Source organism: Hyphomicrobiales bacterium, from assembly GCA_017642935.1.
Classification (GTDB): Bacteria; Pseudomonadota; Alphaproteobacteria; order Rhizobiales; family MH13; genus MH13.
Genome location: JAEPOK010000002.1, coordinates 350,205 through 374,853 on the forward strand (window position 1 = coordinate 350,205; position 24,649 = coordinate 374,853).

24 protein-coding genes and 1 tRNA gene are annotated in these 24,649 nt (G+C 62.4%); 18 read left to right on the forward strand and 7 right to left on the reverse strand.

What is annotated here, in order from left to right; all coding sequences use genetic code 11:
• The 15 genes from JJ917_11020 to JJ917_11090 all read left to right on the forward strand — a co-directional run bounded on the left by JJ917_11020 (position 1) and on the right by JJ917_11090 (position 14,937).
• Positions 1–750: a lytic transglycosylase domain-containing protein gene (locus JJ917_11020; GenBank protein MBO6699352.1), complete on the forward strand. Its 750-nt coding sequence runs from the start codon at positions 1–3 to the stop codon at positions 748–750.
• Between the two features lie 247 nt (positions 751–997).
• Complete coding sequence (locus JJ917_11025) at positions 998–2,752, forward strand: DUF3363 domain-containing protein (protein ID MBO6699353.1); 1,755 nt, start codon at positions 998–1,000, stop codon at positions 2,750–2,752.
• A 14-nt stretch (positions 2,753–2,766) separates the two neighbouring features.
• Positions 2,767–4,761 (forward strand): conjugal transfer protein TraG, encoded by a 1,995-nt coding sequence (locus JJ917_11030; GenBank protein MBO6699354.1) that lies wholly within the window; start codon positions 2,767–2,769, stop codon positions 4,759–4,761.
• Positions 4,762–4,770: 9 nt separating this feature from the next.
• Complete coding sequence (locus JJ917_11035; protein ID MBO6699355.1) at positions 4,771–5,193, forward strand: ribbon-helix-helix protein, CopG family; 423 nt, start codon at positions 4,771–4,773, stop codon at positions 5,191–5,193.
• A gap of 135 nt (positions 5,194–5,328) precedes the next feature.
• Positions 5,329–6,312 carry a P-type conjugative transfer ATPase TrbB gene (gene trbB / locus JJ917_11040; protein ID MBO6699356.1) on the forward strand — a complete coding sequence of 328 codons (984 nt, stop codon included), beginning with the start codon at positions 5,329–5,331 and terminating at the stop codon, positions 6,310–6,312.
• Positions 6,309–6,644, forward strand: coding sequence for a TrbC/VirB2 family protein (locus tag JJ917_11045; protein MBO6699357.1), 336 nt, complete (start codon positions 6,309–6,311; stop codon positions 6,642–6,644). Before trbB ends, JJ917_11045 begins: the two co-directional genes overlap by 4 nt.
• On the forward strand, positions 6,641–6,910 hold the full coding sequence (locus tag JJ917_11050; protein MBO6699358.1) for a VirB3 family type IV secretion system protein: 270 nt from the start codon (positions 6,641–6,643) through the stop codon (positions 6,908–6,910). The genes JJ917_11045 and JJ917_11050 overlap by 4 nt, the downstream gene beginning before the upstream one ends.
• 4 nt (positions 6,911–6,914) lie before the next feature.
• Entirely contained in the window at positions 6,915–9,413 is a 2,499-nt protein-coding gene (locus JJ917_11055) for a conjugal transfer protein TrbE (GenBank protein ID MBO6699359.1), read from the forward strand.
• Positions 9,391–10,170 (forward strand): P-type conjugative transfer protein TrbJ, encoded by a 780-nt coding sequence (gene trbJ / locus JJ917_11060; protein ID MBO6699360.1) that lies wholly within the window; start codon positions 9,391–9,393, stop codon positions 10,168–10,170. Before JJ917_11055 ends, trbJ begins: the two co-directional genes overlap by 23 nt.
• Before the next feature lie 6 nt (positions 10,171–10,176).
• Complete coding sequence (gene trbK-alt, locus JJ917_11065; GenBank protein ID MBO6699361.1) at positions 10,177–10,455, forward strand: putative entry exclusion protein TrbK-alt; 279 nt, start codon at positions 10,177–10,179, stop codon at positions 10,453–10,455.
• A 3-nt stretch (positions 10,456–10,458) separates the two neighbouring features.
• Positions 10,459–11,748, forward strand: coding sequence for a P-type conjugative transfer protein TrbL (gene trbL / locus JJ917_11070; protein MBO6699362.1), 1,290 nt, complete (start codon positions 10,459–10,461; stop codon positions 11,746–11,748).
• Positions 11,742–12,431, forward strand: a complete 690-nt coding sequence (locus JJ917_11075; GenBank protein MBO6699363.1) for a conjugal transfer protein TrbF — start codon at positions 11,742–11,744, stop codon at positions 12,429–12,431. Before trbL ends, JJ917_11075 begins: the two co-directional genes overlap by 7 nt.
• Positions 12,428–13,468 carry a P-type conjugative transfer protein TrbG gene (gene trbG / locus JJ917_11080; protein ID MBO6699364.1) on the forward strand — a complete coding sequence of 347 codons (1,041 nt, stop codon included), beginning with the start codon at positions 12,428–12,430 and terminating at the stop codon, positions 13,466–13,468. The genes JJ917_11075 and trbG overlap by 4 nt, the downstream gene beginning before the upstream one ends.
• A 3-nt stretch (positions 13,469–13,471) precedes the next feature.
• On the forward strand, positions 13,472–14,695 hold the full coding sequence (locus JJ917_11085; protein MBO6699365.1) for a TrbI/VirB10 family protein: 1,224 nt from the start codon (positions 13,472–13,474) through the stop codon (positions 14,693–14,695).
• Positions 14,692–14,937, forward strand: a complete 246-nt coding sequence (locus JJ917_11090) for a DUF2274 domain-containing protein (GenBank protein MBO6699366.1) — start codon at positions 14,692–14,694, stop codon at positions 14,935–14,937. The genes JJ917_11085 and JJ917_11090 overlap by 4 nt, the downstream gene beginning before the upstream one ends.
• Here JJ917_11090 and JJ917_11095 read toward each other — a convergent pair.
• The 3 genes from JJ917_11095 to JJ917_11105 are packed head-to-tail and all read right to left on the reverse strand — an operon-like array spanning position 14,891 to position 17,707.
• On the reverse strand, positions 14,891–15,847 hold the full coding sequence (locus JJ917_11095) for a LysR family transcriptional regulator (protein MBO6699367.1): 957 nt from the start codon (positions 15,845–15,847) through the stop codon (positions 14,891–14,893). The two genes, JJ917_11090 and JJ917_11095, sit on opposite strands and share 47 nt — an antisense overlap.
• Before the next feature lie 5 nt (positions 15,848–15,852).
• Positions 15,853–16,539 (reverse strand): SDR family oxidoreductase, encoded by a 687-nt coding sequence (locus tag JJ917_11100; protein MBO6699368.1) that lies wholly within the window; start codon positions 16,537–16,539, stop codon positions 15,853–15,855.
• A 1-nt stretch (position 16,540) separates the two neighbouring features.
• Entirely contained in the window at positions 16,541–17,707 is a 1,167-nt protein-coding gene (locus JJ917_11105) for an MFS transporter (GenBank protein ID MBO6699369.1), read from the reverse strand.
• Between the two features lie 105 nt (positions 17,708–17,812).
• Between JJ917_11105 and JJ917_11110 the strand changes: the two genes are divergently transcribed.
• Positions 17,813–18,724 (forward strand): LysR family transcriptional regulator, encoded by a 912-nt coding sequence (locus tag JJ917_11110; protein MBO6699370.1) that lies wholly within the window; start codon positions 17,813–17,815, stop codon positions 18,722–18,724.
• A gap of 10 nt (positions 18,725–18,734) precedes the next feature.
• Here the strand turns inward: JJ917_11110 and JJ917_11115 are convergent, their stop codons facing one another.
• Together JJ917_11115 and JJ917_11120 are read right to left on the reverse strand one after the other, a co-directional pair.
• Complete coding sequence (locus tag JJ917_11115) at positions 18,735–19,310, reverse strand: DUF924 domain-containing protein (protein MBO6699371.1); 576 nt, start codon at positions 19,308–19,310, stop codon at positions 18,735–18,737.
• A 254-nt stretch (positions 19,311–19,564) separates the two neighbouring features.
• Positions 19,565–19,641: transfer RNA gene (locus JJ917_11120), tRNA-Arg, on the reverse strand.
• Positions 19,642–20,177: 536 nt separating this feature from the next.
• On the opposite strand from JJ917_11120, the gene JJ917_11125 reads away from it, so the two are divergent.
• On the forward strand, positions 20,178–20,822 hold the full coding sequence (locus JJ917_11125; protein ID MBO6699372.1) for a hypothetical protein: 645 nt from the start codon (positions 20,178–20,180) through the stop codon (positions 20,820–20,822).
• 210 nt (positions 20,823–21,032) lie between these two features.
• Positions 21,033–21,815: a hypothetical protein gene (locus JJ917_11130; protein ID MBO6699373.1), complete on the forward strand. Its 783-nt coding sequence runs from the start codon at positions 21,033–21,035 to the stop codon at positions 21,813–21,815.
• Between the two features lie 65 nt (positions 21,816–21,880).
• On the opposite strand, the gene JJ917_11135 is transcribed toward JJ917_11130, so the two are convergent.
• Both JJ917_11135 and trxA read right to left on the reverse strand, forming a co-directional pair.
• Positions 21,881–23,953: a hypothetical protein gene (locus JJ917_11135; GenBank protein MBO6699374.1), complete on the reverse strand. Its 2,073-nt coding sequence runs from the start codon at positions 23,951–23,953 to the stop codon at positions 21,881–21,883.
• Between the two features lie 260 nt (positions 23,954–24,213).
• Positions 24,214–24,534 carry a thioredoxin gene (gene trxA, locus JJ917_11140; protein MBO6699375.1) on the reverse strand — a complete coding sequence of 107 codons (321 nt, stop codon included), beginning with the start codon at positions 24,532–24,534 and terminating at the stop codon, positions 24,214–24,216.
• Between the last annotated feature and the right edge of the window lie 115 nt (positions 24,535–24,649).

Sequence of the window (24,649 nt, forward strand, 5' to 3'; positions counted from 1 at the left end):
ATGGCTCTTCTTCTTCCTTCTGGCCGTCGGCTTTTCGCCGCTTCCGCGATCCTGATCGCGCTTTCCGGTTGCGCCAATCCACCCGCGGCTGACGCGCGGGATACGGTTTCCCGCTCCGCTCAAGCCGTTACCCCAAGCTCCGATATCGACGCTTTCATTGCAGAAGCGGCGCAACGCTTCCGCATCCCCGAGCGCTGGATACGGGCTGTCATGCAGGCCGAGAGTGCGGGCAATGCACGCGCCGTCAGCAGCGCCGGTGCGATGGGCCTGATGCAGATCATGCCCGGAACCTGGGCCGAGCTTCGCACAGCCCATGGTTTCGGCTCGGACCCGTTCGACCGTCGCGAGAACATCCTCGCGGGCACGGCCTATCTGCGCCAGATGTACGACCAGTTCGGCGCGCCTGGGTTTCTCGCGGCCTACAATGCCGGCCCCGGTCGGTATGCCGAGCATCTGCGCACCGGGCGCACCTTGCCGCGAGAAACGCGCCGCTATGTTGCAGCGCTTTCTCAGGAACTCGGCTTTTCGAATGCAGCGCCATTGCAACCAGTGCGCACTGTTTCTGCTGACCGATGGCAAGCTGCCCCGCTCTTTGCGCCCGTCTCAGCGTCGAGTGAAATCCAGGGCAGTGCAGAGCCGGACCGCGCATCATTCGATATGCGGACCGCCGACGAACTGCGCCCCTCGCGTTCACAGACTACCCAATCGAACCCGCTTTTCGTCTCCAGAACCGAGGAGCCAGAGCGATGATCGCACCGATCTCGCTCCGCCTTGTTCCGTCGTGCTGCCTCGTATGGAATGCGGCAGACGGAGGGTTGCAGCCGACATCAACGACGGGAGGGCAAGATAAAAGGCCGGACGCGCGGTGGCGCTACGGCGTTGTTGTTGTTGGGCTTTTTGCGTGCTGCGCACTTGGCCACAGTGCTGCACATAGAGTTATCTCACTGATTCTGCGTCCTTTTCACCGTGCCATGCCTGATTTTGTGGAAGTCGCCGCATGAAACAGCGCGATAACGACATCCGCATCAGGCCGGGGCGCATCCGCGACAAAGGCCCGTCAGCCAAACGCGCCAAGAGCTTCGTCGGACAGGTCATGCGCGCCGCGAAGAAGGCGGGGCATACCGGCAGTCATTTCAGGACGACCGGCGGTCGCGCCGGTCGGTCGACCTTCGGGCGCGGGCGCTTCGTAAGAGTCTCACGCGGCCTCGCACGGACGCAGCGCCGGGTCGTGGTGAATGCGCGGATCGTTAGACATCGCGGTCAGACGTTTCGCTCCGCACCGCTCGCCAAGCATCTCGACTATCTGAAACGCGAGGGCGTCACCAAGGACGGTCGCGATGCAGCCATGTTCGACAAGGAGTACGAGCAGATAGACGACCGCGCCTTCGCTGCCAGCACCGAAGGCGACCGGCATCATTTCCGTTTCATCGTCTCGCCCGAGGACGCCGGGCAGATGGAAGACTTGCGCGCCTTTACCCGCGATCTCATGGCCCAGGCCGAACGCGATCTCGGCACTGAGCTCGATTGGGTCGCGGTCGATCATTGGAACACCCACAATCCGCATGTCCATGTGCTCGTGCGCGGCAAGGCCGATGACGGGAAAGACCTCGTCATCTCGCGCGATTATATCAGCCGCGGTTTGCGCGGGCGGGCGGAAGAACTCGTCGAATTAGAACTCGGACCGCGCAGCGAGAAGGAGATCGGCGCCGGTCTCGACGCGGAGGTGAAGGCCGAGCGTTGGACCGGCCTCGATCGTGCGCTGCGGTCCTATGCGGATGACACGCTCGGCGTGGCTGACCTGCGCCCCGGCGCGCCCGATCTCGACGACAAAGAGCTCAAGCGCCGGATGATCGGGCGCGCTCAGACGTTGGAGAAGTTTGGCCTTGCCGAAAAGCTGGCGCCGTCCGTCTGGCAGTTGAAGCCAGGCATGGAAGACACATTGCGCGAGATGGCTGTGCGCGGCGACATCATCAAGACGATGCATCGGGCAATTGGCGGTCGGACGCGCGCGCAATCCGACTTCGCCATCGAAGGTCAGCCCGACGATCCGATCCTCGGAAAGCTGGTCGATCGCGGTTTGCACAACGAACTCTCCGGCGAAGCCTATGCGATCATCGACGGCGTCGATGGACGCCTCCATCACCTGCGATTCCGCGATCTCGAACTCACCGGCGACACGCCTCTCGGCGGGATCGTCGAGACGCGGAGCTGGACCGGGAAAGATAGAGGGGCGCGACGCCTGGCTTTGGTCGGGCGATCAGACATTGTGCTGGAAAAGCAGGTCGGCGCGGACGGCGCGACCTGGGTGGACCGACTGGCGCTCGCCAAGACCCGCGCGCCACTCGCGCACAGCAGGTTCGGCGCCGAGGTCCGCGACGCTTTGGAGAAACGCGCTGAGCACCTGATCGGCCAGGGCCTCGCGACGCGACAAGGTCAGCGCATCACCTTCGCGCGCGATCTTTTGAAGACACTACGCCACCGCGATCTCGATAGAACTGCGAGCCAAATCGCCGACGAGACCGGCCTGCCATTCCGGAAGTCTGGCGACGGCGAGTCCGTGGCTGGCACTTATCGCCAGCGCCTCGATCTCGCGTCAGGCCGCTTCGCCATGATCGACGACGGGATGGGCTTCGAATTCGTCCCCTGGAAGCCCCAGCTCGAAAAACATCTTGGCCAGACCGTCTCGGGCACCGTCACGGCGGGCGGCGGCATCGATTGGTCGCTTGGCCGCAAGCGCGGCCTGTCGATCTGACCCTGGAGATCCCTATGACCTCGAAGAAACACGCATCGCCGGCCACCGCCATTCTCTGGGGTCAGATCCTCATCGTCTCGACCGTCGCGCTGCTCTTCGTCTGGGCGGCGACGCAATGGGTGGCGTTCCGGCTCGGCTTCCAATCTGAGTTGGGCGAGCCGATGACGACGATCTTCGGCCTGCCGATCTACGCGCCGTGGAACTTCTTCGCCTGGTGGTACTGGTACGACGCCTATGCGCCGCGCGTTTTCATGGAAGGCGCGATAATCGCCGGTGCGGGCGGCATCGCTTCTGTCGGGGTCGCGATCTTTCTTTCCGTATTGCGCGCCCGCGAAGCAAGCAACGTGACGACCTATGGCTCCGCGCGCTGGGGCACCGAGAAGGATATGCGCGCGGCGGGATTGTTCGTCGACGATGGCGTGGTCCTCGGACGCCACAAGTCTCGATATCTTCGACATGACGGACCCGAACATGTGCTCTGCTTCGCGCCGACGCGCTCCGGGAAAGGCGTTGGGCTGGTCGTGCCATCGCTTCTAACCTGGCCGGGCTCGGCCATCGTCCACGACATCAAGGGGGAAAACTGGCAGCTCACGGCGAACTATCGTTCCCGCTTCAGCCGCGTACTGCTCTTCGATCCAACCGATCCAAGTTCGGCGGCCTACAATCCGCTGCTCGAAGTGCGGCGCGGCGATAGCGAAGTGCGCGACGTCCAGAACGTCGCTGATATCCTAGTCGATCCCGAAGGTCTGCTCGAACGGCGGAACCATTGGGAGAAGACGAGCCATTCACTTCTCGTCGGCGCGATCCTCCATGTGCTCTATGCCGAAGCGGACAAGACGCTCGCCGGCGTCGCAGCGTTCCTGTCCGATCCCAAGAGACCGATCGAGTCGACGCTCGCCGCCATGATGCGTACGCCGCATCTCGGAAATCACCCGCATCCGGTCGTCGCGCAGGCCGCGCGGGAACTTCTGAACAAATCCGAGAACGAGCGCTCCGGTGTTCTCTCGACGGCCATGAGTTTCCTCGGGCTCTATCGCGATCCGGTCGTCGCCAAGGTTACGCGCCGCTGTGACTGGCAGATCGACGATCTGGTGACCGGAGGCAAGCCAGTGACGCTCTATCTGGTCGTGCCGCCTTCGGACATCTCGCGGACCAAGCCGCTAATCCGACTCGTGCTCAATCAGATCGGCAGACGGCTCACCGAAGATCTGCCTGCGAAGCGCAGCCACCGCATGCTGCTGATGCTCGATGAGTTCCCGGCGCTCGGGCGGCTCGACTTCTTCGAGAGCCAACTGGCTTTCATGGCAGGGTACGGGATCAAGGCGTTCCTGATTGCGCAATCGCTCAACCAGATCGAGAAGGCCTACGGGCAGAACAATGCGATCCTAGACAATTGCCATGTCCGCGTCGCTTTCGCGACGAATGACGAGCGCACGGCCAAGCGGGTGTCCGACGCGCTCGGCACTGCGACCGAGATGCGGGCGATGAAGAACTATGCCGGGCACCGGCTCTCTCCCTGGCTCGGACACCTCATGGTCTCGCGGCAGGAGACCGCAAGACCGCTACTCACGCCCGGGGAGATGATGCAGCTCCCGCCGACGGACGAGATCGTCCTTGTCTCCGGTGCGCCGCCGGTCCGCGCTGAAAAGGCGCGCTATTATGCCGATCCGCAATTCAAGGCGCGGATAGCGCCGCCACCGGATCGCGACGCGCGAGCTGAGAGCAAAAGGCTAGCGGCAGACGATTGGAGCGACCGCGAACCGATTGTCGCGCCGCCACCGAAGAAACGGAAATCAACAACCGACGACACGGATGGCGGCATCCGTCGGCAACCCGACCTGCCGGAACACGAAGACATCGCCCCCGAACCAGCGTCTGCCCGCAGCGAGTTCGCCGACCTCGACGACGAGCCCGAGGACGATGCGCAACGAGCGAAAGCCATGCGCGACCGGTTCGGTACGGTCGCGCGCCAGGCCTCGCTCGACCCCGATGACGGGATTGAGCTCTAGGAGGTGGCCGTGAAGAAGGAGCGCCTGAACGTGTATTTCGATCCGGCTCTATCGGGTGAGTTGGACGCGTTGGCTGCACGTCGGAAGGTCTCGAAATCGCAGATCGTGGAAGCGGCGCTTGCCGCGTTCCTTTCGCCCGACGGTGCCGATCAGCGCGAGGCCGCAATCGTGCGACGTCTGGATCGACTTACCCGCGCGGTTGAGCGACTGGAGCGCGACCAGTCGATCGGAAACGAAGCGATGGCGCTCTTCGTGAAGTTTTGGCTGACGACCACGCCGCCATTGCCGGACGAGATGCGCGAGGCCACACAGGCCTCGGGCAAGGAGCGTTATGACGGGTTCGTAGAAGCGCTCGGGCGGCGACTCGCAAAGGGCAAAACGCTCAACAAGGAAGTCTCGGAGGACATCCGCGAGCGGCCATCCACTGTCTGACGCCATCGCGACTTCACACAAATTGCGCTTGTCCCTGCCTCTCCACGCCGCAGCACTACTACGCCCTCAAACCTGTTGCGAATGATGCTTTGGCGGTCTTCTTGATCGACCCCGTAACCAGATGCGGGGCCGCGAATGACCGTCCACACTCTCAAGTCAGCAGCGATCGAGCGCGGCTCCCGCATGCTCCGCACGGCGCTCGGAGCCGACATCGCGGCCTGGCTCGACGAAGCCGCCGTCGTCGAAGTGATGCTCAATCCCTGCGGTCGTCTTTGGGTCGACCGGCTCGGCGAAGGGCTCTGCGATACGGGCGCGACGCTTACTGCCGACGATGGCGAGCGGATCGTTCGCCTCGTCGCCCATCATGTCGGCGCGGAAGTCCATGCCGATGCGCCGCGCGTTTCCGCTGAGTTGCCTGGGACAGGCGAACGCTTCGAGGGATTGCTGCCGCCTGTCGTCGCGGCCCCGACCTTCGCGATCCGCAAGCCCGCCGTCGCCGTCTTCACGCTCGACGATTATGTCCACGCCGGGATTATGGATGAGGTCGCAGCCAACGCGCTGCGCGAAGCCGTCGCATCGCGGGCCAACATCCTCGTCGCGGGCGGCACATCGACCGGCAAGACAACGCTCACCAACGCGCTCCTCGCCGAAGTCGCCAAGACCTCCGACCGCGTGGTCCTGATCGAAGATACCCGAGAGCTTCAATGCACGACGCCTAATCTGGTTGCGCTGCGCACCAAGGATGGTGTCGCAACCCTGTCTGACCTCGTGCGCTCATCGCTCCGCTTGCGCCCGGATCGTATTCCCATCGGTGAGGTGCGCGGGTCAGAAGCCCTCGATCTGCTCAAAGCCTGGGGCACGGGTCATCCCGGCGGGATCGGGACCATCCACGCGGGCTCAGCCATCGGTGCCCTGCGTCGCCTCGAACAGCTCATCCAGGAAGCCGTCGTCACCGTCCCGCGGGCGCTCATCGCGGAGACCATAGACGTGCTCGCCGTCCTCCAGGGGCGCGGCAGCGATCGCCGCCTCGCGGACCTCGCCCGCGTCACGGGGCTCACCGCCGAGGGCGATTACGCGCTCCACTCCCTCCTCACCCACCCGAAAGGAACCGCCCCATGACCACCCGCCTCAATCTCCTCTATCCCCGCTGGCCTATCTATGTCAGCGCAGTCGCGATCGGCTTCCTGCTCGCCGCAGGACAGGCCGAGGCGGCAGGGTCCGGCATGCCTTGGGAAGCCCCGCTTCAAGCGATCCTCGAGTCGATCGAAGGCCCAGTCGCCAAGATCGTCGCGGTCATGATCATCATTATCACTGGGCTGACGCTTGCGTTCGGAGACACATCGGGCGGCGCGCGCCGGCTCGTGCAGATCGTGTTTGGTCTGTCGATCGCCTTCGCCGCATCGAGCTTCTTCCTCAGCTTCTTCTCCTTCGGTGGCGGTGCTCTCGTATGAGCGACGCGACCGATATCCCGGGCTTCACCGCGCCGGTCCATCGCGCGTTGACAGAGCCTATCCTTCTGGGCGGCGCGCCGCGAGCCATCGCGATCGCCAACGGCACCATTGCGGCCGCCGTGGGTCTCGGGCTGCGGCTCTGGCTGGTCGGGCTCGCTCTCTGGGCGATCGGTCACATGCTTGCGGTCTATGCTGCCAAGCGGGACGCTCAAATCGCCGATGTCGCGCGCCGTCACCTCCGTTACCCGACCTGGATGGGGGTGTGAGGAGATGATGCGTCTCGCCGAATATCGCTCCAAAGCCGCGCTGCTCGCCGATTTCCTGCCCTGGGCCGCGCTCATCGGCGAAGGCGTGATCCTCAACAAGGATGCCAGTTTTCAGCGGACGGCGCGGTTCCGCGGTCCCGACCTTGACTCCGCGACACCCGCCGAGCTTGTCGCCACCGCTGCACAGCTCAACAGCGCCTTGCGCCGTCTCGGTTCGGGCTGGGCGGTCTTCGTCGAAGCGCAGCGCATCCCGGCGCGCGACTATCCGCTCTCGGAGTTCCCCGATCCGATCTCGGCGCTGGTCGATGCCGAGCGCCGCGCGCAGTTCGAGGAAGCATCCAGTCATTATGAGAGCCGGTATTTCCTGACCCTGACCTGGATGCCGCCCGCGGACGATACGAGCCGGGCGAGTGGCTGGCTGTTCCAGGATGCACCGACCAAGGGCGCCAACCCGCAAGAACACCTCGCGGCGTTCCGCTCGCGCTCGGACCGGTTGCTCGATCTCTTCGAGGGTTTCATGCCCGAGGCAGTCTGGCTCGATGATGAGGAAACGCTCTCCTATCTGCATTCAACGATATCGAGCCGTCGGCAGAATGTTCGCGTTCCCGAGACCCCGATGCATCTCGACGCCTATCTGGCGGACGAACCGCTCGTCGCCGGACTGGCACCGAAGCTCGGCGACGCCTATCTGCGCACGCTCTCGATCGTCGGTTTTCCGACATCAACCTGGCCTGGCCTGCTCGACGAGCTTAACGCGCAGGCCTTCGAGTATCGCTGGGCGACACGCGCCATCTGTCTCGACAAGACCGACGCGACCAAGCTCTTCACCCGCATCCGCCGCCAATGGTTCGCCAAGCGCAAATCGATCGCCGCGATCCTCAAGGAGGTGATGACCAACGAGGCCTCGACACTCCTCGACTCGGACGCCGACAACAAGGCGCTCGATGCCGATGAAGCCTTGCAGGAACTCGGCTCCGACATCGTGGGTGCAGCCTATGTCACCGCGACGATCACGGTCTGGGACGCGGACGAACGCGCGGCGGACGCCAAGATCAAGCTGGCCGAGAAAGTCGTCCAAGGCCGCGACTTCACTTGCATCCCTGAAACGCTGAACGCCATAGAAGCCTGGCTCGGATCGCTGCCTGGCCATCTCTACGCCAATGTGCGCCAACCGCCGATCTCGACGCTCAATCTCGCCCATATGATCCCGATGTCGGCGGTCTGGGCCGGGCCGCAGCGGAACGACCATCTGGACGGTCCGCCGCTCTTCTACGCCGAGACGCAAGGGGCGACACCGTTTCGCTTCTCGACCCATGTCGGCGATGTCGGCCACACGCTCATGGTCGGTCCGACCGGCGCGGGCAAATCGGTGCTGCTGGCGCTCATGGCTTTACAGTTTCGCCGCTATGAGAACGCGCAGATCTTCGCCTTCGATTTCGGCGGCTCGATCCGCTGCGCGACGATGGCTTGTGGCGGGGACTGGGAAGACCTCGGACTTGCGCTGTCGGATGAAGACGACGCGGTCCAACTGCAACCACTCGCGCGGATCGATGATGCGGCCGAACGCAGCTGGGCGCAGGACTGGCTCGCCGGGCTACTGGCCCGCGAAGGTGTGACGATTGATCCGGTCGCGCGCGATCATCTCTGGTCGGCGCTCACCTCGCTTGCCTCGGCACCAGTCGAAGAACGCACGTTGACGGGTCTGTCGGTCCTCCTGCAATCGAACGATCTCAAACGCGCCCTGGCGCCGTACTGCCTCGGCGGTCCTTTCGGCCGCTTGCTCGACGCCGAAAGCGAAGCCCTCGGCAGTGCCGACTTCCAGGCCTTCGAGACGGAAGGTCTGATCGGCTCCGCTGCCGCGCCCGCCGTCCTCGCCTATCTCTTCCACCGGATCGAAGCCCGCCTCGATGGGCGGCCGAGCCTGATCATCGTCGACGAAGGCTGGCTCGCGCTCGACGACGCGACCTTCGGCTCGCAGCTGCGCGAATGGCTGAAGACGCTGCGCAAGAAGAACGCTTCCGTCACCTTCGCCACCCAATCGCTCGCGGATATCGACGGCTCCGACATCGCGCCTGCCATCGTCGAGAGCTGCCCGACCCGCATCTTCCTGCCGAACGAGCGGGCGTTCGAGCCGCAGATCGCGGCGACCTATCGCAGCTTCGGGCTCAACGACCGGCAGATCGAGATCATCGCAAGAGCGACGCCCAAACGCGACTATTACTGCCAGTCGCGCCGCGGCAATCGGCTCTTCGCGCTCGGTCTGGGCGAAATCGCACTCGCCTTCACCGCCGCGTCTTCCAAATCCGATCACGCCGCCATCGATGCGATCCTCGATGAACACGGGCGTGACGGCTTCGCCGCCGCCTGGCTCGCCCGCCGCGATCTCGGCTGGGCCACCGACCTGCTCGGCCCGTCCAATGACGTGATCGCGCCCGCCCCATCCACCACCCCAGAAGCCAATGACGACAAGGAGAAGACTGATGTTCAAAACAAAAACACGTAAACTCGCCGGCCGCGCCGCCGCAGCCCTGTTGCTGTCGAGCGCGGTGGCGATGACCCCCGCGACCGCGCCGCCCGCCCACGCCTTCTTTGGCGGCGGTTTCGGCGGGATCGTCTACGACCCGACCAACCATGCCGAGAACCTGCTGACCGCCGCGCGGACGCTGGAGCAGATCAACAACCAGATCGCCCAGCTCCAGAACGAGGCGCAAATGCTGGTCAACCAGGCGCGCAATCTCGCCAGCCTACCATATTCTTCGCTCTCGCGCCTGCAATCCTCGGTCCAGCAGACGCAGCAACTTCTGGGCGAGGCGCAGCGGATCGCTCATGACGTGGCGACGATCGACGAGGCGTTTACCCAGGACTATGGCGCGGCTGCCGCGCGCGGCGATTTCGACGAGATGATCGCGGGCGCACAGGACCGCTGGCGGACCTCGGTCGCCGGGTACGAGGACGCGCTGAAAGTGCAGGCCGGTGTCGTCGGCAATATCGAGACCGCCCGCACCGAGATGCAGGCGCTCGTCGGCCGCAGTCAGGCCGCAACCGGCGCCTTGCAGGCGACCCAGGCCGGCAACCAGCTCCTCGCGCTACAGAGCCAGCAGATCTCCGACCTGACGGCCGCGATCGCTGCTCAGAACCGCGCCCAATCGCTGGAAGCCGCGCGCGTCGCGACGGCCGAAGCGCAGGCGCGCGAGAACCTCGACCGCTTCCTCGACTACGGCTCCGGCTACGAGCCGACCACCGTGCGGATGTTCCGGTAGGCCGCGATGAAGCTGACAGCCGAGACCACGCTGAAAGGCATCGCCATCGCCATGGGTGCCATTGCCGCGCTCATGGCTGCGATCGAACTCCAGCGCGCCCTTGAAGAGGAGCGTGCGCCCGAACCGGCAGCCGTGGTCTCGGACGATCCGCTCCGGGAGACCCTCCAGCGCTGCCGCTCGCTGACTCCGGAAGCGCTCGGAGCCGACACCGAGTGTCAGGCCGCCTGGGAGGAGAACCGGCGGCGCTTCTTCGGTCTTACCTCCGACAATCAGGACAGGGAGTGAGCCATGGGCGATGTCGGCGTCATCGATCGGTTTCTGGAGGTCTTCACCACCTATATCGACAGTGGGTTCGGGCTGCTCGGCGGCGACGTCGCCTTCCTCGCGACCACGCTGATCGTCATCGACGTCACGCTCGCGGCGCTCTTCTGGGCCTGGGGCGCCGATGACGACATCATCGGCCGTCTCGTCAAGAAGACTCTCTTCGTCGGCATCTTCGCCTACATCATCAGCAACTGGAACACGCTCGCCCGCATCGTCTTCGAGAGCTTCGCCGGTCTGGGCCTCGTGGCGACCGGCGGTGCGTTGGGTGCAGGTGAGTTGCTGCAACCCGGACGCATTGCAGCCGTCGGCCTTGAAGCAGGTCAGCCGATTCTGGAATCCGTCGCCGACCTGATGGGGTTTGTCTCGTTCTTCGAGAACTTCATCCAGATCTCGATCCTGCTCTTCGCCTGGATCGTGGTCCTGCTCTCCTTCTTCATCCTCGCGATCCAGCTCTTCGTGACCCTGATCGAGTTCAAGCTCGCGACGCTCGCGGGCTTCATCCTCGTACCCTTCGGGCTCTTCAACAAGACGGCCTTCATGGCCGAGCGCGTGCTCGGGCTCGTCATATCGTCTGGCGTCAAGGTGCTCGTGCTCGCCGTCATCGTCGGCATCGGCTCGACCATCTTCGGTGAGTTCACCGCCGGGTTCACCGGCGAACCGACCATCAACGACGCCATGGCCGTGGTCCTCGCAGCACTGTCGCTGTTGGCCCTCGGCATCTTCGGCCCCGGCATCGCCAACGGCATCGTTTCGGGAGGTCCGCAACTCGGCGCAGGTGCTGCCGTCGGAGCGGGCCTCGCAGCAGGCGGCGTTGTCGCAGGCGGCCTCGCAGGAGCGAAGATTGCCGGGGCCGCTGGTGGCGCAGCATTACGCGGCGGCACCGCTGTCGCAGGTGGGGCCTCGACCGCTTTCAAGATCGGCGCGGCTTCTGGAACCTCGACAGCCGGGAAAGCCGCGAGCGGCATGGCCGCGGTCGGTCAGGCCGGAGTAAGTACCGCTGTCAGCCCGCTCAAGCGCGCGGTCGGCGACAGTTATCGCACGGGCTCGCGAGCCGCCTTCGAAGCCACTGGCGGCAAGTTCAGCAATTCCCCGTCGTCCATGCCGACACCCGCAAATGACGGGCCGCCCGCCTGGGCGCGCCGCATAAAGCGCCAGCAGAGCCTGCAACACGGCACCGCCGTTGCCGCCCACGCCATCCGCTCCGGCGATGGCGGCGGCGCGGGCACAGCCATCAGTCTTACGGAGAGATCATGAGATTCAAACGACCCAGCGTGCGATACGCCAAGACCCCCAAACCCGTTACTCCCTACCAGAAGGCCGCCCAGGTCTGGGACGAGCGCATGGGCTCCGCCCGCGTCCAGGCCCGCAACTGGCGGCTCATGGCCATCGGCTGCCTCGCCACAACAGCTACTTTCGGGCTCGCGCTAGTCTGGCAGTCTACACAAGGCACGATCGTACCCTATGTGGTCGAGGTCGATCGCTTGGGAGCCGCCCAGGCCGTCGCGCCCGCCACCGCCAATTACCGCCCGACCGATCCGCAGATCGCCTTCCACCTCGCGCGCTTCATTGAGAATGTCCGCCAGGTTCCCGCCGACCCGATCGTGCTCCGGCAGAATTGGCTGCGCGCCTACAACTTCACCACCGACCGAGGCTCCGTCGCGCTCAACGACTTCGCCCGCGAGAACGACCCATTCGCCCGCGTCGGCGAGGTCCAGGTCACCGCCGAGATCTCGAGCGTCATACGGGCCTCTGACAACAGCTTCCGCGTCGCCTGGACCGAGCGTCGCTACGTGAACGGTCAGCTCGCGGGCACCGAGCGTTGGACTGGCATCCTCAGCGTTGTCGTCCAACCGCCCCGCGATGCCGACCGCCTCCGCAAGAACCCCCTCGGCGTCTTCGTCCACGCCATCAACTGGTCAAGGGAGAACGCCCAATGACAAACTTCGTTTGTTCGAAAAGACTTTTGGCAGCAGCCGCGACAGCGGCACTGCTCAGCGGCTGCGCCACCTTCAAGCCGCCCGAGATCAGCTATGATGATCCGGTCGCCGCAACGCTGGTCGCGGAACCGGCGCGCCCCGTCCGGATCGTCGAGACACCCGAGCCTTTACCGCTGCCGGGCCAGCTCATGCGGGTCGATGCAGACGATCGTCCGGCGGAAGCGTCGGAACCGACCGAGCGGGTGAACAACGCCAACGCCGCCGCCCGGATCGAACCGGTCCGCGATGGCTTCATCAACGCCGTGCAGCTCTACCCCTACAGCTCGGGTGCGCTCTATCAGGTCTACACCTCTCCGGGCCAGGTCACAGACATCGCGCTTCAACCAGGTGAAAGCCTCGTCGGGTCCGGCCCAATCGCGGCGGGCGATACCGCACGTTGGATCATCGGCGATACCGAGAGCGGGTCCGGCGATAGCCGCCGCATCCATGTGTTGGTGAAGCCGACGCGACCCGATCTCGTGACCAATCTCGTCATCAACACAGATCGACGGACGTACCATCTCGAGCTGCGTGCGACGCCACAGGCCTATATGGCCTCGGTCTCATGGCAATATCCCGAAGACGAACTGATCGCGCTCCGCCGTCAGAACGATCGCGCCGAAGCGAGCCTCCCGATCGGGCGCAATGTCGATCTCGACGACCTCAACTTCCGCTACCGCGTCAGCGGCGACCGCGCGCCTTGGCGGCCCCGCCGCGCCTTCGATGACGGACGGCAAGTGTTTATCGAGTTCCCTCGCGGGATAGGCCAAGGCGAGATGCCGCCGCTCTTCGTAATCGGCCCGGAAGGGGACGGACAGCTCGTCAATTACCGCATCCGCCGCAACTACATGATCGTCGACCGGCTCTTCGCCGCCGCCGAACTGCGTCTCGGAGACCGCCAGCGCGTGGTTCGGATCGTGCGGACCGATGGGGTCCGGCGTTCTGACCAGCGCGAGGAGCGGGTGGTTTCCGCCTGGCGTCCGGATGAGGGCCGCTGAGCCATGACCGGGACCGAAGACCAGCAAGCGAACGAACGCCCCGAAGAGCCGCCCCGCACCGAACAGGCCATCGCCAAGGAACTGCGCTTGCGGCCCGATCCGCCACGGGTCATGCGGCTCTCGCGCAAAGCCGTAACCGTCCTGACCGTCGCAGCCGGGCTCGGCATCGGTGCGATCCTAATCGTCGCCCTGCAAGGTTCCGATCCAGGCGATGGGCCGTCAGAACTCTTCTCGACCGAACGGGTCCAGGAGGCCGAGGGGCTTTTGGGTCTGCCGCGCGACTACGCGTCGGTTCCACAGCTCGGGCCACCGCTTCCGGGAGAACTCGGGCGGCCGGTCCTGTCCGCGCAGCGGCGGGGTGAGCCCGTGCCCGTCGTCCCCGCGACCGGTCCCACCGTCGATCCGGAGGAACAACTTCGCATGCAGGAAGCAGAGGCGGCGCGGCTCGCGACGCTGTTTGCCGATGCGAGATCGACCGGCGCGGGAGCGGCGCGCCCACAGGAAGTAGCCGGAATATCCCCGCCGCCCGGGCTACAAGGTCTCTTCCCGGCATCTGCGGGACAGGCACGGCAACCTGACACGACGGAACGACAGGAAGCTTTCCTGAATCGCGAGGTGGACCGACGAACGACTGCGGCGGATCGGCTGCAAAGTCCACCGAGCCCCTACGTCCTGCAAGCGGGATCGGTCATCGAAGCAGCGCTCCTGACCGGGCTGCGCTCCGACCTTCCCGGGCAGATCACGGCTCAGGTTACCGCCAATGTCTATGACAGTCCGACCGGGCAATTCCTGCTCATCCCGCAGGGCGCGCGGCTACTCGGCGAGTATGACAGCCGCGTCGAGACTGGCCAGCGTCGGCTGCTACTCGCATGGACGCGGCTCATCTTGCCCAGTGGAAGCTCCATCGTTCTCGAACGCCAGCCCGGCACAGATCAAGCTGGATATGCGGGGCTTGAGGATGGGGTCGACAATCACTGGGGGCAATTGTTCCGCGCGGCTGGCCTCGCGACGATCCTCAATATCGGCCTCGAAAGCGGCCAGGACGATGACGGCGATATTGCGCGTGCCATCCGGGAGGGCACACAGGATACGGTTGGCCGTGCGGGCGAAGCGATCGTTCAGCGTCAGCTTGGCATCCCGCCGACGCTCACGATACGGTCGGGTTTCCCGGTGCGCGTGATGGTCAGGCGCGATCTGATCCTCGAACCGCAAGGATATACCCGATGAGCAAGCTAAAGCTGGGCGATATCCGTGACGACAAGCCGGTCAAGCTAACTGTGGAACTGCCCGCTCAGGTGCATCGGGATCTGACCGCCTATGCGGAGATATTAGGTGCCGAGAACGGGCAGACGCTCGAACCCGCCAAGCTGATCGCGCCAATGCTGGAGCGGTTCATGAAGACCGATCGGGGATTTGCAAAGCTCAGGAAAGAACGCCGTTCCGCTTCGCCTCAATCCTTGCAAGGCTGATGAAGCGGCGGAGCGCAGGGTTGTCATTTTCGGGGCGCCATCCAAGTGAGAACGGTACGGGTTCACAATCACTTATGGGAACGAAAGCCATGTCTGGATAGCGGGCAGCTTCAATCTCTTCTGTGAGAATCGAAATACCGAGCCCTAGTCCAACAAGGCCCAATATCCCCTCCTTTGAAAGATGTTGGCGAACAATTCTCGCCGTACGCCCGACGGTGGACACACCACGAATGATTAGGTCATGTATATCTGGACCAGCTTTGCTTGAGCTGACAAGAAATGCCTCGTTCGCGATTTCACACCAACTGACGTTTGTTGCAGATGCGAGAGGATGCTGACCCGATAACGATACGTGAACTTCACTGATCCATACTGGAAAACAATCACCGTTCAGGGCCAAAGGTTTCCCGATCGACAGGACAGCGTCTAGACTTCGATGGCTCAGCATCGAAATCAGGCGTTGCCGCTCTGCTTCAACAAAGTGAAGTCTGATGTCCGGATGTTCTGACAGGAGGCTATCAATCAGACGGCGTTGAGGCCCACATGAAAGCGGGGCCATGGTGCCAATCCTCAGTACTCCGTTTTCGGCGGCACCATGTGCCTGTGCACGATTAACGGCGTTCTTCAAATCCTCCATTATCTCGTGCGAGCAAGCCACGAACTCGGAGCCGGCATGCGTTAATCTGGCACCCGTGGTTCGGCGCTCGAACAAAGATACCCCGAGAAGATCCTCGAGCTTCCGAACTCTGCGCGAGACTGCAGATTGCCCTAAGCGGAGTTGAGCGGCGGCGCGATGAAAGCTGCCGGTTTCAGCGACTGCCAAAAGCACTTCCAGATCACGTCCATCTACACCTTGTAGAATGGTCGATATTGGGCCGCCGTTCCGTCCCCAGAGGCTGGAGCCGTTCACAGTGCTTACTCTCCTGGCTTTGCTTGGCGCAGGTTGATCACCAGCGGCACGCTGTCACCGCTTAAGTTCAGGACGTAGTCGATCGTGCGGGTCATATCCCCCATTGGGATCGGCGCCTGATCGCCCATGTCGCCCGCTGCGATTTCCTCGACGACTTCTGGCGTCGCAACGTAGTCAGGGTTAATCAGCGTCGTCGCGATCCCGAGTTTTCGGAGCGAAAGGTTGAGCGCTTCGCCGGCGCCTTGGAGCCCAAATTTTGCGGCGGTATTTGCGACTTCCGGAGAGGCGGTGTTTTGAACCCCCGACATCGACCCCATCAGGATGATCCGTGGATTCGGAGTCTCGCTGAGATTCTTCGCGAGGCCCTGGGCCAGCAGAATCGGCGCAGTCAGGTTGACAGCGATCATGTTCAGGGTCTCTTCCACAGGGCTGTCGAGGAAGCTGTATTCGTCAGTGAACGCGCCCTTTTCCCAGACGCCTCCGAGGAACAGAAGACCATCGAGCGGCCTGTTTCCGACCGCGGCCTTGACGGTTTCGATCCCTTTGACCGAACCAACATCTGCCTCGATCCACGTCCCGACGCTTGAAGGGGAGCGCGAGACAGAAAGCACTTCCGCACCTGTCTCCGCGAGGTGGGCGGCCGTGCCGCCGCCGATACCGCGGCTGGCTCCGATGATAAGATAGGTTGGCATGTCAAAGATCCTTTTCAGTTTGGTGGGTGGATAAGAGGCTCATGGTGAGCACGAGAACGGGCAGCACGATGAGCGCAGCGCAGAGTGCAAGCGTTCCCGCAGTGTCGATGATCAGGCCAGCGGCGAACGGACCCAATGCAGCGCCGAGTGTGTAGGCAGCCACAGCGATTGAGGTGAGTGTCGCGACGGGCAGGCGCTCACGTGACCCTGCAACCTGGATCATGGCGAGCGTGTAAAGCGCACCCCCTCCCGCACCGATGAGGACGGCAGCGCTCCACATCAGGATCGGGGCATAGGTGGCGGCGCCCAAGGCCCCCACACCGAGAATGATGGACAGGAGGCAGAGGATGGTCGCCGACTTGAAGTGGCCGCGATCCGCCATCCAGCCCAATGGCAGCTGTGCTGCAAGGGCTCCGATCGCAACAGTGCCAACCAATGCGATGGCAGCTGCGGATGGAAGTCCTGTCTGAATCGCAATGTATGGAAAGACGCTGTTGAGGCCGACCTCGAACACACCGCCGACAAACGCCGCGGCAAGTATTGCGCCGTAAAGGCCGAACGCCCTCAAATCGAATTTGACCGCATCAGGCGACGCCGAGGCCCGATGTTCCTCGTTTGGCGCGAGAAGCCTGATCACGAGCGCCGCCGCCACCAAGGCGACGGTCATGACTATGACCGGCTCCGAGTCTGACGACAGCACGACCGGCAAAAAGGGACCGGCGGCGAAAGCGAGGCCAAGTCCCGTCTGATAGAGCGCCGTTACAGTCCCCAGCCGATCATCCGGCGTGCGCGACGCAATCAGCGCTTCGGTCGAAGTCCACGTGAGCGCCGATGCGCCGCCGAGAAGAAAAGCCAGGATGAGGTAGACGATTAGGCCTTCAGAACCGACCGCCAGAAGGCCGGCGGTGGCCAACAGTCCGATCCCGGCAAACGAGAGTCCAAGAAGGTGCGCGCCTCGAAGCCCAAATTTTGAGAGGAGTCGGGGCGTGATAGGCGAGATTGCGAGGATCGCGATAAACGGCGCCATTCCATAGGCCGCGACCATCGTCGCAATTGCACCGCTTTCGCTCAAGCGGACGACGACGAGAGGCGTCAGCATGGCGAACGGCACGACATTAACGATCGTCGCAAGCCCCGGAAGCCATATATCTCGTTGGATGTCATGCATTGCGATTTTCAAACTCCTTGGGAACACATTTGGGTTTGGTCCGGAGTTTGAGTAGACGCGACACACTCGACAGCTTGTCGAGTCTTGCTTTACAATAGAGAGATGATGGAACTCGACAGGCTTGATGGATTGACTGTCTTCATGGCGGTGGCAGACCGAGGCAGCTTTGCTTCGGCGGGAGCGCAATTGGACTTGTCACGGTCGGCCATCAGCTTGGCGGTGCGGCGGCTTGAAGACCGACTGGGCGTCACGCTCTTTACACGCACTACTCGTAGCGTCGGCCTGACCGAGGCAGGGCGTCAACTTTACGAGCGCGCACGACCTTTGCTCACGGAACTCGACGCGAGCCTTTCGGACGCCGCTGATCTCGGTTCGGGGCCATCGGGCACGTTGAGGATCACCGTCCCTCGGATCAGCGTACCTCTAGTGATCGAACCGATCCTAGCCGAGTTCGCCCGAGAGGCTCCCAATGTGACGCTTGAAATCGTCGCGCAGGACGGGCTGGCGGACATCGTCCAGGATGGGTTCGACGCAGGCATCAGGTTGGGCGATCAGATCGAGGCAGACATGGTCGGCCTCAATCTGACTGGCCCGCTCCCGTGGCAGATCGTGGCATCGCCCGACTATCTTGCGGAACATGGCGCGCCGGAAAATCCCGAAGATCTCGCCCATCACGCCTGTATCGGCTATCGTTACACATCCTCGCCCAGCATCTATCGGTGGGAACTGCTTCATAATGGACGACTGACGCCGTTTGCCGTGCGAGGGCCGGTAATTGTCAACGACTTCGCGACAAAGCCTGCCGTGGCCCGGCAAGGTCTTGGTCTCGCCTATGACCTGGCATCCACCTTCGAAGAGGACGTGCAGGCCGGTCGACTTGTGCCTGTGCTCGAAGCCTATGTTCAGACGTCGGAAGGCTTCTTTCTCTACTATCCGCATCGGCATCAGGTGCTGCCGAAACTCCGTGCGTTTATCGACGTGTGCAAGAAACACCGCCGCGCCTTGACGAGTGCTTGATCAGGCAGTTCTAACCGGAAAAAACTCCTTCCTTCAGGAATTCGAGCTCCTCCGGCGTGCTTTCACGACCCAAAATCGCATTGCGATGCGGAAAGCGTCCGAACCGCAAAATAATGTCTCGGTGCCCTATGGCGGATTTCAGATCCTCAACACCCTGCGTTCTCTCGGTTTCGGCGACGGATAGGTTCTGATCGCCGAGATTCTCGGAGTGCATCAACGGCATGATGATAAACTCGCTCACGTCGCTCCGCATACGCCGATCATCGCCGCGCGCGATGACGCGATGGACGATCACTACTGCCTTGGCGTCGCAGGCATACGCCTCTGGCGAACCACGGTGGATATGCCGCGAGAACTGATCGAGCACGATGACAAGGGCGAGTGCGGCGTCGGGGTGCTCCGTTTCCCAATGATCGAACTTCCCAGCGGTGGCCTGTTTATGCAGTTCGCCAAATCGCTCCGAGATCTCGGCATCGAAGGCAGGGTCCTTTTTCCACCATCGACGAGGGCCAGCTTCCGCCCAGAAATTCAGAACACCATCTGCAGTCAAACCCAAATCGCACCTCGGAACAATATCGGTTTTCATTATAGGACAACGTGTAAGTTAATGATGTGTCAAAGAAAAACCAATGATCCTGCGGACTTCACAATTGGTCCCGGCGAAACCGCTTAAGATGCTCATTTCGTTTCCGCTGAAGCCCAATCTACGCAAAAGATATTCGCATGTAGGAATACGCATGAAAGCATCATTTGCTTACGCAGAATTCCCGCGTAAGCACCGCGTAAGCAATAAGGCTCAACAAGTGAAAAATGCTATATATTTGATTTTGTTAAAAAAATTGGCGCACCCGAGAGGATTCGAACCTCTGGCCTCTGCCTTCGGAGGGCAGCGCTCTATCCAGCTGAGCTACGGGTGCATACCGTTCGCGAGATGCTTACGCCATGCTTACGCGAGATTTTCGGCTCGTTGAAGAGCGAACCCGATATCCGCTCAAGCCGTTGTTTAGTCACTTCTTTCTTCCAGCACCTCTCGCCATCGCCAGACTTGACATCCGCCTTCGGAGGGCAGCGCTCTATCCAGCTGAGCTACGGGTGCGAGCGCTGCGTGTGTAGCTGATTGCTTCTGGCCATTCAACTGGTCAGACCGCAAAGGAACTGTGGGCTGGGCCACTCCTCCTGGGAAACGATTGAGGGGGATCTTGATCGCAACCTCAGCCCTTATGCCCTAACGTCAACACCAATATCAAAGCGCGGAAGGCGCGCGCAGATGTGAAGGATTGTCACCGCATGGGCGCTCGCGACTTGGCGTGCTAGGGCCTAGGATGCTTTCCCGTAAAGGGCCAGCAAAACGGCTCGCTCTGCGCTGCGTTCCGTGTTTGTTCGCCCGCAATCCGCGATTCTGCATGCCGCACTGTCTAACCCCTGCCGTCCACTCTGTTCCAGGCGTCCTGTCGTGTCGCTAGACCCACGTCCTCGCCGCCGTCTTTTCGTGCTGGCGCTTTACGCCAGTCTGATCGCCCTCGGATGGTGGATCAGCATGCAGTGGGACCGCCTTGAAGGCACACAAATCCAAGCCATGGATCCGGCGATGATGTTTCAGATCGTTGCCGTCGCACTCATCGTTTTTGTCATCACGTCCGCCATGCCCTTCATTCCAGGCGCTGAGATCGGCTTCGGATTGATGGTCATCTTTGGCAGCGAGGTCGCGCTGCTTGTCTATGCGGCGATGATCAGCGCGCTAACCTTGTCCTATTTGATTGGCGCGCTGGTTCCTGCTGAGTGGATCGTGAGGTTCTTCCGGTATCTTGGGTTCAGCCGGGCAACGCAGCTAGCCGAAGAGCTGGCGGCGCGCGAACGCCACATGCGGATCGACTATTTGATGGCCAATGCGCCGCCGCGCTGGGTGCCGATGCTGCTGCGCCATCGGTATCTGGCGATGATCGTGCTTTTGAACATTCCCGGCAATTCATTGGTCGGCGGCGGTGGTGGGCTTGCGTTGGCGGCGGGCATGAGCGGGCTGTTCCGCTTTCATCGGTTCTTTTTGACGCTCCTGGTTGCAGTGGCCCCGGTGCCCTTGTTCTTTCTTTTGGCCATGTAGCGCGATCGCTGGTTCGGCGACCGGCATGATGCTTACCACTTCGTTAACCGGCAACATGGGATGGTGAGCACCAGCCAGATTAACGAGGTTGCCATGGCTCAAAAGGCCCAAAACGCCCGCGCCAGAAGACAAGATGCGCCGCCCTCATCGCGCGAAATCACGCCAACTTCAGGCCTTCAAGGATGCCCCGCCCATCGCGGCGCAAAGGCCGTGGACGTTCCCCAAGAACCGGACGCCAAAACGTCGACTTGCGGTCTGACGCTGTACCAAATCCACGAGCGCGCCCCAGAGATTCGGCCAGCGCGCAGCCAGCGCCCCTGGATGGATGCAACGCCCGACCGCTTCGCCTATCGGTGCCTGCCGCTTTCCATCGCCAATGCCACCGGCTGGGAGATGGTGTTGGACGTTGATCTGCGCGCCTATTGGACAGGCGGTGATCAAATCGCCGATCTCAAGGTCGAGGCGGTGCACCCGCAAGATGCAGACCATGTGGAGCAAGTGGCCGGCTCCCATTTCGGGTCAGGCATTCTCACCTTTCACACCGGCTACATCATGCGGACCTCGCCCGGCTGGGGACTTTGGGCGCGTGGCGCGCCCAACAGCATCAAGGACGGGATCACGCCCTTGGACGGGTTGATCGAAACCGATTGGCTGCCCTTTCCTTTCACCATGAACTGGGTTTTCACGCGGCCAGGCATGGTGGAATTTAAACGTGGTGAGGCTTTTTGTTTTGTCACACCGACGCCGCATCACAGCCTGGAAGACATTCAGCCGAACATCGTGCCTTTGGCGATGAACCAACCGTTGAATGCCGACTATCAAGGCTGGTCGGAGGCCCGGACCCGGTTCAATGAAGGCCTTGCAAAAGGCGATCCGGAAATGGTGAAACAAGGCTGGCAGCGCACCTACATGCACGGCAAGACGCTCGATGGCGAAAAAGTCGCGCTGAAGCACGCCTCAAAACGCAAGATGAAAGCGCCCCAGAGCCTTTGACCTTCACGACAAAAGCCCGCTGAACCTGAAGCACAGCGGGCATTGTTAGGCATGATGATCGCGCTCTACTGCGTCAGGCGGAGCCTGCGAATGTCCGCCGCGATATCGTTGAACGCCGAGACCAGGTCAGCTGAGTCCGAAGCCTGGAAGAACATGTCGGCCTCGGTCGCGCAGTCCCGGTAGAGATTGCGCAAGCTCGGCGGCAATCCGCCCTGCGGGTCGAACATCACGGTGTAGACCATGATCTCGCGACCGGTGCGTTGCACTTCGTTGCAGACTTCGCGCAGTTTCCGGTCAAGACGAGCCTGCGCCTGGTTGCGATTGTTGCCGAGCCTGCCACGGCGCAGATAGCCATAAGCGCCATAGTCTGCCCTGTTATAGCCGTTGCGTTGCTCGGTCACATCGTTGATGCCATCGGTCATCAAGATGATGATTTTACGCGTGTTATCAGGGTCATAGGGTAGCCCCTGGGTGAAGGGTGCGCCTGGCGAGAGAACCCGCCAACCCCAAACCATGCCAAAGGCAGAGTTGGTGCCTGAGGCGCCCACCGAGCGCAGATTGTCGATGGCCGTGTCCAGTTCATTACGCGAGCCAGTCAGGGGCACAATCGGCTCCGGACAAGCGGCATTGGGGCCCTGCTCGATAAAGCTTGTGTAGTCGGAATCCGGGGCATTGCCCGTATCGTCCTCATTGTATTTCCACACGAAGAACTGACGATCCCAATGGCCCCAGCTACGTAACCAACCGGGCCGCAAATTGTTGGTACGAAGATAGTCGTTGCGTGAATGCGCCCCTGGGTTGGAACCGTTCACGCCATCACGTTCGTCTGGCCACAGGTAGGGTACCCAGCGGGAGTCTGGGTTGCCACCTGGTGGCGTATCAGCTGTGTCAAAGGGCTCCGGTCGAGCTTCAACGCAACCCGCCCAAGGCTCTTCCATGGCGTCGAACAGATGAAAATGGTTCACTTCCGCCGGGCCACGATGTGCGCATCCATCGGCCTCATCGGCGACCGGATACGAGTTATCGGGCAAGTCGCCATAGGCCCATGGACCAGCCCCATAGCCGAAATTGCCGCTGGCCTCAGCCTCACGCACACCAATCAGTTCGTCCGCAACGTTGGCAACGACCACGCCGGCACGATCAATGAATGCGAAGCTGCGATCGACAACCATGTCGAGCATGACCGCATCCGCGCCGGCATCTTGCAGGTCGGTGGAGGCATATGCGTAGTCAAGCACCTCGCCATCAACGGCACCCCAGTCTGAGCCCCCAGCCGGCGGGGGCGGAGGAGGTGGAGGAGGTGGCGGTGGCGGTGGCGGCCCCGGAGGCGGGGGCGGCGGAGGTGGAGAGGGCGGCCCCGGGGGCGGGGGCGGAGACGGCGAACGCGGAGGCGGGGGTGGCGGTGAACAGCGACGATCGCGCATGCGCCGATTTTCGAAGTTCACGCCATGAAACCGAGCGTCGCCTGCCACATCCATCCAACCAAGCTGTGTCGGGCCATTGCCGATGTTCACGGTGTAGCGATAGGGCACGAGCGCGATGCGCGCCTCGTTGGTGGTGGCCTGTCCGTCAAAGATGATGTCGACAAAATCGCTGGCCGCCGTGCGTAGCGCCGGCATGTGTGAGCGCATGGACCCGGTGACGTCGAGAACGAGAGCGATCTCGGTGAAGATGGAGTTGTTGACCGCCTCGGAGGTGACCGCCCAATCCACATGTTGAATGCCGACAACCTCCAGCAGAGTTGTGTCGGTGCGACCGGTCACGTCAACGCGAATGCCGGTGCGCTCGGGGTTGACGACATAGGTGAAGGGAATGCCGACAAGGTGAGACGGCAGGTTGGCATCCAGATAATCGCGAATGGTTTGTTCGACCTGCGCGTCGCTGCCGCGCAAGGCGCGCACGCCGGCGAGGGCGGCGCTGTCTGCGGCGGCAAGCGTGTGCGTTCGATCCTGCGAGGCTCGCGAATAGTCCAGCGAGGCGCCAGCGATCCCGATGACCGGAATCATGACCAGGCCGAAAATAATCGCCACGGCACCAGAATTGTCGGAGCGGAAGGTTTTCAGCTGGCTTGTGCCACGAAGCCAGGCGGCCTGCGTAAAAGCGGTCGTGGTTTTCAGAATCGAGCGAAGAGCGGTCATGGTTTTTGAAGCCTCAAAGTGCCTTGTGACGGCACGTTTTTCTGGCTTCAGTGAACCAAAAGACTTCTAAAATCTTACCAATAGCGCCAACGGCTTGGTGATTGCGTTAGCGGACCGTTACCGCATTCAACCACCAAACCGAATTGCTGTGACCCATGCAACGCTTGGCGGGCGAGCCGCTTTGATGCGGCACAAGAAAATGCCGCGCGGAACAGATCCCGCGCGGCGAAAAAGGATGTCTCGACGGTCAGTTGCGAGTGCTAGACCGCGCTGGCGATCCAGTTCGAAAGATCGGTTTTGGAACCAGCACCGACCTTTTGCGCAACGGGCTGTCCGTCCTTGAAGGCGACCAGCGTCGGCATCGACATGATGCGCAGCGCCTGGGCGGTTTGCTGGTTGTTGTCGACATCGACCTTGGCGATTTTCACCTTGCCGTCCATCTCCTGCGAGATGGCATCAAGGTGCGGTGCGATCATCTTACAGGGACCGCACCATTCGGCCCAAAAGTCGACGATGACAGGGATATCGGACTGCAAAACTTCGCTTTCGAAGGTTGCATCGGTAACAGTTACGGTGGCCATAGGCACATACTCCGGTTGGACCCGCGCCCGGTTTGGCGGCGCGGAATCAGATAGGGTTCATGGAGCGAAGGTAGGAATGCCGCTGTTGGGCGTCAACAGCGCGCGCCATCACGGT

What these genes read in the sequence shown, in the direction of transcription:
- trbB (MBO6699356.1), top strand. Translation starts at nt 5,329, where the DNA reads ATGACCGTCCACACTCTCAAGTCAGCAGCGATCGAGCGCGGCTCCCGC.
- trbG (MBO6699364.1), top strand. Translation starts at nt 12,428, where the DNA reads ATGACAAACTTCGTTTGTTCGAAAAGACTTTTGGCAGCAGCCGCGACA.
- JJ917_11105 (MBO6699369.1), bottom strand. Translation starts at nt 17,707, where the DNA reads ATGCATGACATCCAACGAGATATATGGCTTCCGGGGCTTGCGACGATC.
- JJ917_11090 (MBO6699366.1), top strand. Translation starts at nt 14,692, where the DNA reads ATGAGCAAGCTAAAGCTGGGCGATATCCGTGACGACAAGCCGGTCAAG.
- JJ917_11050 (MBO6699358.1), top strand. Translation starts at nt 6,641, where the DNA reads ATGAGCGACGCGACCGATATCCCGGGCTTCACCGCGCCGGTCCATCGC.
- JJ917_11025 (MBO6699353.1), top strand. Translation starts at nt 998, where the DNA reads ATGAAACAGCGCGATAACGACATCCGCATCAGGCCGGGGCGCATCCGC.
- JJ917_11020 (MBO6699352.1), top strand. Translation starts at nt 1, where the DNA reads ATGGCTCTTCTTCTTCCTTCTGGCCGTCGGCTTTTCGCCGCTTCCGCG.
- JJ917_11115 (MBO6699371.1), bottom strand. Translation starts at nt 19,310, where the DNA reads ATGAAAACCGATATTGTTCCGAGGTGCGATTTGGGTTTGACTGCAGAT.
- trbK-alt (MBO6699361.1), top strand. Translation starts at nt 10,177, where the DNA reads ATGAAGCTGACAGCCGAGACCACGCTGAAAGGCATCGCCATCGCCATG.
- trbJ (MBO6699360.1), top strand. Translation starts at nt 9,391, where the DNA reads ATGTTCAAAACAAAAACACGTAAACTCGCCGGCCGCGCCGCCGCAGCC.
- JJ917_11030 (MBO6699354.1), top strand. Translation starts at nt 2,767, where the DNA reads ATGACCTCGAAGAAACACGCATCGCCGGCCACCGCCATTCTCTGGGGT.
- trbL (MBO6699362.1), top strand. Translation starts at nt 10,459, where the DNA reads ATGGGCGATGTCGGCGTCATCGATCGGTTTCTGGAGGTCTTCACCACC.
- JJ917_11135 (MBO6699374.1), bottom strand. Translation starts at nt 23,953, where the DNA reads ATGACCGCTCTTCGCTCGATTCTGAAAACCACGACCGCTTTTACGCAG.
- JJ917_11045 (MBO6699357.1), top strand. Translation starts at nt 6,309, where the DNA reads ATGACCACCCGCCTCAATCTCCTCTATCCCCGCTGGCCTATCTATGTC.
- trxA (MBO6699375.1), bottom strand. Translation starts at nt 24,534, where the DNA reads ATGGCCACCGTAACTGTTACCGATGCAACCTTCGAAAGCGAAGTTTTG.
- JJ917_11110 (MBO6699370.1), top strand. Translation starts at nt 17,813, where the DNA reads ATGGAACTCGACAGGCTTGATGGATTGACTGTCTTCATGGCGGTGGCA.
- JJ917_11100 (MBO6699368.1), bottom strand. Translation starts at nt 16,539, where the DNA reads ATGCCAACCTATCTTATCATCGGAGCCAGCCGCGGTATCGGCGGCGGC.
- JJ917_11055 (MBO6699359.1), top strand. Translation starts at nt 6,915, where the DNA reads ATGATGCGTCTCGCCGAATATCGCTCCAAAGCCGCGCTGCTCGCCGAT.
- JJ917_11085 (MBO6699365.1), top strand. Translation starts at nt 13,472, where the DNA reads ATGACCGGGACCGAAGACCAGCAAGCGAACGAACGCCCCGAAGAGCCG.